Genomic DNA, 7,530 nt, shown 5'->3' with positions numbered 1-7,530 from the left:
TCCAGTAGTGCGCGGGGTATGGTCTCTCCGAGCTGACTTCCCTCCGGTGCAGCTGCAACAATTTCATCGCTTAGCCTAATGGTCATTTCCAAATCGCCCAGCGAGTCCATAAAAATCATGTTGTGTAATGGTTCACCGTCGCAACCCCTCGGATAGGACGAGTGATACTCAGCTAAGTTTCCACTTACCCATGGTTCTTCTGCTTCAATGACATAGAGCTTTCCCTTCTCAAGGCCATCAACCTTTAGTGTTTCAGCGGTCATGCCGCCTCCGATTTGCTTTCGAATATCTGCTTTGGCAAATCGCCAAACCTAGACATCAGGCTATTCGTTATCTTTCTTGCCACAACATCAAAACCAAAGCCGTCCACTGACTCTTTCGTAATGCCGTATGATTCCAACATGGAAAGAGTTAGCTCAAATGCAGGTTTGTTTAGTGAATCAGGTAGCCAGAAATAGAATGCATCGCCAGGTTTGTGTTTTTCGGCACACAAAAGGCCTTGTGCGATTAGCTTTCTAATCCGGTTCATTGATGCAGCGTTGCCAATAGGTAGGTCAATGCGGTTACTGCGGCGAGCAGTGCATATGTGAGTCGAGTAGCGAACATAAAACCAGTCGTTAGGCACCAACCCGCGCTTACCGCCAAAGTAGTTGTGAGTTGCCGCGTATGGCAGATGCTCGGCTACTGATTTCCATATTGCCTTCAAAAAATCGTCATCTGTAATCTTCATAAATCCTCCATAAAATTAAGGCCCGCGATATTAGCGAGCCTGTTAAACAGCTAGTTGCAGTTGCATGTTGAACCTGTCCCTTTCCTCGCAGTAATCGAGAGAACTAGGGCTGTTATGCGATTCGATCCGCTCAACCATTAGCGCGGCGCGAGTCTCTTTGCTGGCTGGGGCATAAGCACCCTTCCACGCTTTGTCGATGCCGATGTTCCGTGCAACGTTGGTGCTGTCGGCGCTGGCCAGTGGCAACTTGGTAAAAATAAGAGGGTTAAGCATGCGAAGGCCGTGCAGTTTGGAAGTGGGTTGGCCGTAATCGTCAGTGACATGCCGGATAAGGTCTTTCATTCGGGCTACTGCGAGATTAGGCCGCTTCACGTCATAATCGCCGCAACTACCGATTGCCACGCGGGGGAAGTTATTGCAGAGGCGGATAAAGCGATCGTCACTCTCGTTCATGTGCCAGACCGGTACACCGAAGAACTTGCCGTGTGGCCACTCAAGCAGCAACGCATCGTTTTCAGTCTCGCCGCCGTCAATCACATCGGGGATGATTGCAAAGTCAAAGCCAGGGTGATTCTTCCAGCGCGCGACAAACTCGTAATAATCACTCCAGTCGATTTTGTTTCTGCCAGCTGCTTTCCATGCCGTGAACGCGCCATTGTCCAAGGCGAACGATTGGCAGAATTCAGATGCAAGATTAATTTGGCCGGAATGAGCAAACGAGATAAAAGCGTGTCTCCCTTTCCAAGCTCGAATTGCGCATGTATCAGGAGTAATGGGACCGCCGTGATAATGAATCATTGCTCCTCACCTCTCGCAAATACTGATTAAGCCGGTAGCCTGGCCAGTTCTGGCGGCATTCTTCGAAGATAGTGTTGCCGTCGTGCGATGTGACGTAAGTCATCTCGCCTACAAAGTCCTTCGGCTGATATGTTCCACGGCCGTACTTGTTCGGCGGCCTGGCACCTCGCTTGATGGAATAGACGCCCTTCCCGCGAACACCTTTCCGCTCCAACTTTTCAGCATGGCAGAGCTTAGTGATCGGGGAAGATATCTCTCTCGTGTCCATGCCGAGCTGTCGAGCTATAAACTGCATGTTGCAGCCAGGGTGGCTTTCGATGACCGTCCAGATTTTGTATGGCAGGGTTGTTTCTATTTCGTTAGTCATGGGTTCCTCGCTTCTTCAGGCCGAGTTTTGACCGAATTTCAGCAATCTTATCCAGCCCCTTCTCGTTGCTTACAGGAATATGCAGTTTTGGAATTTGCACAACTGGTGCCGGTATGGCCTCCCCGGCCTCAATGCGGCGCGACATGTTTTTCAGCTCTGTACCGCAGCGCTTCCGCAGCTCAGCCTCTGTGAGGTTCTGTGAGCGCATTTGGTTGTACAGCGCGGTCACCATCCAGAAACAGGCTGGCGATTCCCATGGATAAGCTTCTGCCGAACTGTAATACCCACGGTCACGGCTGTACTTCATGACCATGCGGTAAAGCTCGTCCAGGTCAGGTAAGCCGTTAGCCTTGATAATCCCCTGCTTGCACCATGCGATGAATTGCCCGGGCGAAGGCCAGAATGCCGACTCACTGGCTCGGGCATGCTGCATACCAGCCGATAGCTGCTCACGACTCCTGATACCGTTCTCAGCGAATGCGGCGATCCACTGACGTTTAGCCGCGGCTTCGTCTGCCGGGTTACGAAACACTGTCGATACCGCAGCCGGGAATACTTGCTTCAGGTTCTGAAAAAGCGCGTCTACCAGCTTCTCAGCGTTTTCGTTAACGATGCTCACTGGCTCAGGGTTAGCGCCTGCCATGCTTGCCAGCGCACCGCCGTCACGGTTGGCGATAATGCTCGTCAGATTTCTCATATGAACTCCTGCCATGCTTCGCGCGTATTCCAGGATTCGGATTTGATAGGTGTAGGTGCGGCACCTTCCTGCTTCCGTTGCGCTGTGAGTTTCTGCCACTGCTTACGCAGACTTGTAGGGCTGAGGATGTTTGCTGCCCAGAAGTGATGTTTGTTCGCCCACTTGAAGAGATCACAAATCTCATGGTGACTGCGATTGTCCTGCTGCCGCATGAGTCGAACGGTGTTTGACCAGTCAGCCCAACTCGGCTCAGGTGTCGAAGGGTCTAGCAGGGCTATGCGGGCAAACAACCACTGAGCAGCTTTGAAATCGTCTGCATCACCCCAGAGTTTCCCAGATGGCGAATAAACCCCATCAGCAGCTTCTGGGTGACGAGACAAGAACTTCTCGGTGGCATCGTTTCGGGATTCGTCAGAATTCCGGGACGAAGAAAGGTTTTTATTATTGTTATTACCTTCTTGTTCATGATGCGCGGCTTTATGCTCGGGCTTATGCGCGGGGTACGCCTCTGAGGCTGCGCCACCACTGGCTTCGTTATGCTCGGGCTTATGCGCGGAGTTATGCGCGGGTAAAGTGGGTGTTTTTTCAGCATATTCAGAGTAATTCAGAACGGTGATTAGCGTCCCTTTTCTCCTTTCAGCATGAACTGAAATCATCCCTTCTTTCTCAAATACAGTAAGCATCCTTTCAACTGCATGGCGACTTGTTGGCTCCCCGTTTCTGTCGCAGAGAGCCAGGCCAAGATCAGCGGAGGTCGTTACCAGTTGTCCGGTTTCCAGTCGCCATGTATGCCCTTTAAAGTTGGCTACGAATGGTTGCCTGGCTGCGTCGAGCAAAATGTTCTCCCAGAGCGTTCTGAGATAAACATCTTTTGCCCATGGTTGCTTCTTGACGCTCCGGTACAACGGGATGTAACCATTCTTCTGGTTCTCCATCCTGTTGCTCCTGCGCTTTCGTGCAGCGTTAAAATCAAAGAGTTCAGCAGTAGACATCGCCTCCCCCTCCACTGTTTACATATCCAGTTATTCCTGGCATAATTTCTCCTGTGATTTGAGTCCATTGAATTGCACTAAGCCTCTAAGGATTCGCCGTTCTTAGGGGTTTTTCTTTTTCTCAATACGTCTTTCCAAATTCACCATGTAATTCCTTCCTTTTTTTAATTATCCAATCAGTCAGCGCATCAACATCAGCTGAGCTTTTGGAGTAAGTGATCCCATCGACCGTAATCCTCGCAATGTAATAATTTTTAACCTGTCGATGAGCCATGATTCCCTTTGGAAGATTTCTGCTTCCATTTTTATGCTTTGAACGGTTTTGATTATTCTGGGATCTTGTTGCTAGCCGTAGGTTCGCAATTCTGTTGTCGTGGCGAGCGCCATTAATATGATCAATCTCCTGCCCCGCCGGGATTTCTCCGTAATGCAATTCCCAGATAATTCGGTGCGTTTTGCATGCTTTCCCATTCAATCTTGTTTGGAGATATCCCTCATTGTTACTAGATGCGCCAGTAGGTTGCCCAGCCCTTGCTGAACCTCGGTTTGTTAAGTTTATTAGCAGCGAAGGAGATGCTTCGTCGTACATGAAATATTCGGAAAACCTATCTTTACCCATAATTAACACTCCATTATTTCTTGCTGCCTGCCATGTCCCGGCTTTGTTTTATTTTTATCAGTCAGCATCCTGGCAACCTTCTTAGCCAGATCCGCCAGCTCATCGTCTTCAACTCCCCATTCCAGAACAGCCAACAGCATCGACATGCGAGGCAGTAGCGACTCTTTCCAACGGGTGATTTGCGACTTATCAACGCCGATTGATTCAGCGATGTTCCCTGCCCCGCGAATAGCTATCTTGCTCAATAGCTTGCTTTCAATTGCGCGGGCTTTATTGCGGGTGGTTGTAGTGTCCATTTGTCATACTTCCCTTGTTGTATAAGTAGTTACGTGTGCATACCGTGTGAATATGCCACTTTGGTTTTCCCTGGTGTTCCAAGGGAGAGCAGATTGATAAAGAGCGGTAATGCTTATGCTGCGTCTTCGCGAGTCTTGATGAAGACCAGGCTTTCTTTCGTTACTGGTGTATGCTTACCAATTATTTTTGTGCCTTTTTCAATAGCTTCAGCACGGTCAGGTGAAGCGCGGCGAACGCCATAGGCGATCAGGTTCATGTAACCTACAGATGTGCCAACAAGTTGAGCCAGAGCAGCCCACTCGTCCTTGTCGGCAGATTTGCGCCATCGGAGTAAATCGTTGCTCATAGTGTTTACCTTCTTTGTAAAAGATAAATCAAGTTTATCTCAAAGATAAATTAATAACAATGCGAATTTATCAATTTGGGTATTTATCAAATTGCTAACGCGTGGGAGTATCTGGGGATGGAAACTAAAGACTTCAGACGCAATAATTTGCGCACCTTGATGGATGCTTACATCCGCGAGGGAAAGACAAAAGCACAGTTCGCGGATGCGATTGGCCTCCCTGCGTCGCAACTTAGCCAGCTGATTAGCCCTAATGCCTCACGCAACGTGGGTGACATCATTGCGAGGCGTGTAGAGACGAATCTAGGCCTGCTTCGCGGATGGTTGGACGTGCCGCACAGTGATGTTTCTTTGGAGTTTAAAGGCGGGAACGGTAAAGACACTGGCCCCGATAACTCATTTAACTTGCAAAACCGCTCTAGAAACTATACTGATCATCCATACAGATTAGAATTGTTGGATACCCAGCATAGCTGTGGAGGTGGTCGAGTGAACACGGAATACCCTGACATAATTCAATCAATTGAGGTTGATCCCGAATACGCCAAAAGGATGTTTGGCGGACGGCCTGCCACCTCACTTAAGCTGACGACTGCTGACGGCGATAGTATGATCGGCACGATTGACCCGGGTGAGCTGGTTGTGATTGATGTTACTGTCAGGCATTTCCGCAGCGATGGTATTTATGCTTTCACATATGGTGACGCGTCCCACATCAAGCGCCTACAAATGCTGAAGGATAAAATCGTGGTTATCAGTGACAATGCAAAATATGACCGCTGGGAAATTAATGCTGACAACGAAAGCACCTTCCACATAGAGGGCTTTATCGTTGGTAAATGGCAGATGGCCTACTCCCGCCTGGGCTAATCCCCTCCCCCGGATACTAAGAAACCAGCCTTGAGCTGGTTTTTTTACGCCCCAACCAAAAATGATAAATTATTTTATCTATACCAATCATATATTTATCATTAAATACAACATTCCGCGCATATTATTTATCATTTTGCTATTTACCATTCTTTATCTTTGAGATAAATTAACTCCATCGAGACAACACATCGACAGCGGATCAGGAAGATGACCGCGCCAGTCAGGATGACCGGCTGCTTCTTTAATAATTTAGCCCTGTGAATACACAGGCCGAAGCGAGTGCTTCGGGCAGGCGTTCGGTGGAGCTTAGGCCCATATACACACGGGCCGAACTGAGAAGCCGATTGAAATCCGGAAATTGAAATAGGTTCCGGCGCCTGCACCAAAGCACTCACTGAGGAATACCCATGAACAGAAATCAACGCCGTATGGCTGAGTACAACGCCAGAAAAGCAGCTCAGCAGATTGATGCAGGAAATTACGCAGGAAAGATTAACCGGGCATTCGCAAAGCTGTCTGGTGAAGGCTCAGAGCGCATCTGTAAGGCTCTCAGCTTACCGGGATTGCGTCAGCCTAAAGAAGATACAACGGGCAGCATATGCATACCGCAGGTTGCGATATTTCAGGCAGGGCATCGTAAGTCAGAGAACATTACAGCGAGGTGAAGCATGAAAAGTGCATATCCGATTAAAAAGGTTGGTCAGATTTATGAATGCATGGACGGCACTCATCTGGAAGTTACTCATGCGTGGAAAGATGGCAGCGCATTGATGAAGCACATAAATGGAAATCGTTGTGGTCGAGAGGATTGTATTGGCGGGCAGAGCGTTTTCAAATTAATCAAAGATGTCGAATTAAAGGTCGCCTAGTCGCGGCCTTTTTTACGCAGATTGGAGTGAATGATGAGTTTATTTATTAGTGGCGTGAGAGAAGTAGACGGAAACTGCGAGCGTGTAGAGAAAGACGAAGATGCGCAGTTCTTCACATTATACAGCAATAAATCTGGCCCATCCCGTCCTGTTGAGGACTTCATGAGCCGTGATTGCGCTGAGAAATACCTCAGTTTGCTGGAGGCATGTCAACGTGCCCGCAACCAGTTTTACGCAGCAGGATATGAGCCTAAAGCGGACTCAATGAACCCTACCGAATGCTTGCTGGCTCAGTTAATCGCCGCTATCAGCAAGGCTACAGGAGAATAGATATGACGAAGCAGCAATTTTTCATGTACGACCCTGATAATGGATTTGAAACATATCCAACAGCAGAGGAAGCCAAAACCGCTGCCGAGGAAGCAATTGATTATTACCGTGGCGAGGCGGCTGACGGATGGGCTGATGAAGTCGAGCAGGTTTTCTGGGGTGAGATTAAGCAGGAGTCACAGCAGGTCGGATTGCGCCCACGCGAAGAAGGCGATCCTGGTAGTTGCGAGATGATTTGTGATTACGCATTAGAAGATGTTTAACCCCCCTTCCGTATCTGCTTTCAGCTTTCCCTGAGAACAGATACTGAAAGCCCTCGTTGTTCCGATTGCCCGCCACCGTGCGGGCTTCTTTTTGCCTGGAGAAAAGCATGGAAACCAAATTCCTGTCAGACGGACGCAAAGTTGTGATCGTCGGCGCACTGAATAATCAAGAAACCATCGTTCAAGAAGTCTTTGTTACTGCACAGGGCGACGAGATACCCGGTGGTGAGCGATTCATCGCAAAGAGCCTGCACGACACGCCAGTTGAATCCTATCTATCCAAAGAGAAGGCGCGACAAGAAGCAGAACTTGCAAAAGCCAAGGCACAGATTGAGTCCGTTAATCGTGA

General features: G+C 48.9%; 13 protein-coding genes and 1 pseudogene. 6 read left to right on the top strand and 8 right to left on the bottom strand.

All coding sequences use genetic code 11. The annotated features are described in order from the left end of the window. From AAE045_RS22800 to AAE045_RS22765, 8 genes are all read right to left on the bottom strand, one after another. Positions 1-263: hypothetical protein (locus AAE045_RS22800; protein WP_455549621.1), on the bottom strand; the 263-nt coding region annotated here is incomplete at its 3' end. After that, a complete protein-coding gene (locus AAE045_RS22795; RefSeq protein ID WP_455549620.1) occupies positions 260-730 on the bottom strand; it encodes a hypothetical protein in 471 nt (156 codons plus the stop codon). The genes AAE045_RS22800 and AAE045_RS22795, both read right to left, overlap by 4 nt. Before the next feature lie 42 nt (positions 731-772). Further along, positions 773-1,528: a hypothetical protein gene (locus tag AAE045_RS22790; RefSeq protein ID WP_455549619.1), complete on the bottom strand. Its 756-nt coding sequence runs from the start codon at positions 1,526-1,528 to the stop codon at positions 773-775. A 359-nt stretch (positions 1,529-1,887) separates the two neighbouring features. Continuing rightward, positions 1,888-2,592: a replication protein P gene (locus AAE045_RS22785; protein ID WP_455549618.1), complete on the bottom strand. Its 705-nt coding sequence runs from the start codon at positions 2,590-2,592 to the stop codon at positions 1,888-1,890. Then, a complete protein-coding gene (locus tag AAE045_RS22780) occupies positions 2,589-3,584 on the bottom strand; it encodes a replication protein (RefSeq protein ID WP_455549617.1) in 996 nt (331 codons plus the stop codon). Before AAE045_RS22780 ends, AAE045_RS22785 begins: the two co-directional genes overlap by 4 nt. Before the next feature lie 121 nt (positions 3,585-3,705). Continuing rightward, complete coding sequence (locus AAE045_RS22775; protein ID WP_455549616.1) at positions 3,706-4,203, bottom strand: HNH endonuclease; 498 nt, start codon at positions 4,201-4,203, stop codon at positions 3,706-3,708. Between the two features lie 2 nt (positions 4,204-4,205). Further along, complete coding sequence (locus tag AAE045_RS22770) at positions 4,206-4,499, bottom strand: CII family transcriptional regulator (RefSeq protein WP_455549615.1); 294 nt, start codon at positions 4,497-4,499, stop codon at positions 4,206-4,208. A 113-nt stretch (positions 4,500-4,612) separates the two neighbouring features. Further along, the gene (locus tag AAE045_RS22765; RefSeq protein WP_455549614.1) at positions 4,613-4,846 is read right to left on the bottom strand and encodes a transcriptional regulator; all 234 of its coding nucleotides are present in this window, start codon (positions 4,844-4,846) and stop codon (positions 4,613-4,615) included. A gap of 117 nt (positions 4,847-4,963) precedes the next feature. Here AAE045_RS22765 and AAE045_RS22760 point away from each other — a divergent pair, with 117 nt between their 5' ends. The 6 genes and pseudogenes from AAE045_RS22760 to AAE045_RS22735 all read left to right on the top strand — a co-directional run. After that, complete coding sequence (locus tag AAE045_RS22760) at positions 4,964-5,716, top strand: S24 family peptidase (RefSeq protein WP_455549613.1); 753 nt, start codon at positions 4,964-4,966, stop codon at positions 5,714-5,716. Positions 5,717-6,126: 410 nt separating this feature from the next. Beyond that, positions 6,127-6,384 (top strand): transcriptional antitermination N peptide, encoded by a 258-nt coding sequence (locus AAE045_RS22755; protein WP_455549612.1) that lies wholly within the window; start codon positions 6,127-6,129, stop codon positions 6,382-6,384. A gap of 3 nt (positions 6,385-6,387) precedes the next feature. Beyond that, positions 6,388-6,588 carry a hypothetical protein gene (locus AAE045_RS22750; protein WP_455549611.1) on the top strand — a complete coding sequence of 67 codons (201 nt, stop codon included), beginning with the start codon at positions 6,388-6,390 and terminating at the stop codon, positions 6,586-6,588. Between the two features lie 33 nt (positions 6,589-6,621). Continuing rightward, positions 6,622-6,918: a hypothetical protein gene (locus tag AAE045_RS22745; RefSeq protein WP_455549610.1), complete on the top strand. Its 297-nt coding sequence runs from the start codon at positions 6,622-6,624 to the stop codon at positions 6,916-6,918. A gap of 2 nt (positions 6,919-6,920) precedes the next feature. Beyond that, on the top strand, positions 6,921-7,181 hold the full coding sequence (locus AAE045_RS22740) for a hypothetical protein (RefSeq protein ID WP_455549609.1): 261 nt from the start codon (positions 6,921-6,923) through the stop codon (positions 7,179-7,181). Between the two features lie 107 nt (positions 7,182-7,288). After that, positions 7,289-7,530, top strand: a pseudogene (locus AAE045_RS22735) (hypothetical protein); the annotation flags it as partial.

The sequence above is a fragment of the Dryocola clanedunensis genome, assembly GCF_038405435.1.
Taxonomy (GTDB): Bacteria; Pseudomonadota; Gammaproteobacteria; order Enterobacterales; family Enterobacteriaceae; genus Dryocola; species Dryocola clanedunensis_A.
Note: the sequence above shows the minus strand (reverse complement) of the source record. Positions and strands in the feature narration are given on the sequence as shown.

Bases quoted from the DNA above. Each gene is read 5' to 3' on its own strand.
- AAE045_RS22775 (WP_455549616.1), bottom strand. From the start codon at position 4,203: ATGGGTAAAGATAGGTTTTCCGAATATTTCATGTACGACGAAGCATCT.
- AAE045_RS22750 (WP_455549611.1), top strand. From the start codon at position 6,388: ATGAAAAGTGCATATCCGATTAAAAAGGTTGGTCAGATTTATGAATGC.
- AAE045_RS22780 (WP_455549617.1), bottom strand. From the start codon at position 3,584: ATGTCTACTGCTGAACTCTTTGATTTTAACGCTGCACGAAAGCGCAGG.
- AAE045_RS22740 (WP_455549609.1), top strand. From the start codon at position 6,921: ATGACGAAGCAGCAATTTTTCATGTACGACCCTGATAATGGATTTGAA.
- AAE045_RS22770 (WP_455549615.1), bottom strand. From the start codon at position 4,499: ATGGACACTACAACCACCCGCAATAAAGCCCGCGCAATTGAAAGCAAG.
- AAE045_RS22755 (WP_455549612.1), top strand. From the start codon at position 6,127: ATGAACAGAAATCAACGCCGTATGGCTGAGTACAACGCCAGAAAAGCA.
- AAE045_RS22745 (WP_455549610.1), top strand. From the start codon at position 6,622: ATGAGTTTATTTATTAGTGGCGTGAGAGAAGTAGACGGAAACTGCGAG.
- AAE045_RS22795 (WP_455549620.1), bottom strand. From the start codon at position 730: ATGAAGATTACAGATGACGATTTTTTGAAGGCAATATGGAAATCAGTA.
- AAE045_RS22760 (WP_455549613.1), top strand. From the start codon at position 4,964: ATGGAAACTAAAGACTTCAGACGCAATAATTTGCGCACCTTGATGGAT.
- AAE045_RS22790 (WP_455549619.1), bottom strand. From the start codon at position 1,528: ATGATTCATTATCACGGCGGTCCCATTACTCCTGATACATGCGCAATT.
- AAE045_RS22765 (WP_455549614.1), bottom strand. From the start codon at position 4,846: ATGAGCAACGATTTACTCCGATGGCGCAAATCTGCCGACAAGGACGAG.
- AAE045_RS22785 (WP_455549618.1), bottom strand. From the start codon at position 2,592: ATGAGAAATCTGACGAGCATTATCGCCAACCGTGACGGCGGTGCGCTG.